1 protein-coding gene and 1 pseudogene are annotated in these 763 nt (G+C 79.9%); both read left to right on the top strand.

What is annotated here, in order from left to right:
* Positions 1–452: type II secretion system F family protein (locus H0488_RS23455; protein WP_183101563.1), on the top strand; the 452-nt coding region annotated here is incomplete at its 5' end.
* A pseudogene (locus H0488_RS23450) lies at positions 449–763 on the top strand (hypothetical protein); the annotation flags it as partial. The gene H0488_RS23455 and the pseudogene H0488_RS23450, both read left to right, overlap by 4 nt.

Below are 763 nucleotides of genomic sequence, written 5' to 3'. Positions count from 1 at the left end.
CCCTCCGCCGAGCGGCCGCCGAGTGGCCCGACCTGATGCCGGTCAGTCGAGCAGGGGCGGCCGGTGGCGACGTGCCGACCGCGCTCCGCGAGCTCGCGGCCGTCCCGGGCGCGGGCGACCTCCGGGTGGTCGCCGCCGCCTGGCAGGTCGCCCACCGCACCGGCCACGGGTTGGCCGACGCGTTGGCCCGGGTCGCCCAGGAGCTGCGGGACGCGGAGCAGACCCGACGTGTCGTGACCGGCGAGCTGGCGTCCGCCCGCGCGACCGCACGCCTGGTCGCCGGGCTGCCGCTGGTCGCGCTGCTGATGGGGAGCGGCGCGGGCGCCGACCCCTGGTCGTTCCTGCTCGGACACCCGGTCGGACTGGCCTGCCTGGCCGGCGGGGTCGCCTGCGCCCTCGCCGGCCTCGCCTGGATCGAGGCCCTCGCCCGCGACGTCGAGCGGGGGCGGTGACGTTGCTGGTCGTCGCGACCGCTCTCGCCGGCCTGGTCGCTGCCCTCGTCGTGCCCGGGACGCTGCGGTTCCCGCCGGCGGCCGGCCCGCGCGCGGCACCGCGGCCGGCGGAGCGCGAGGGTGGGCTGCACCGTTGGCGACTGCCCTGTGCGGTGCTCTCCGGGACGGGGGCCGCGGTCCTGCTCGGGGGGCCGGCGGCACCGCTCGCCGGGCTGGTCGCCGCTGCGGCGGTCTGGGTGGTCGCCGGCCGGATCGAGCCGCGGTCGCAGCGCCTCCGGCGCGAGGAGGTACGACGCGACCTGCCGCACCTG

The organism is Nocardioides pelophilus, assembly GCF_014180685.1.
Taxonomy (GTDB): domain Bacteria; phylum Actinomycetota; class Actinomycetes; order Propionibacteriales; family Nocardioidaceae; genus Nocardioides; species Nocardioides pelophilus.
This window is presented reverse-complemented; position numbering and strand designations above follow the sequence as displayed.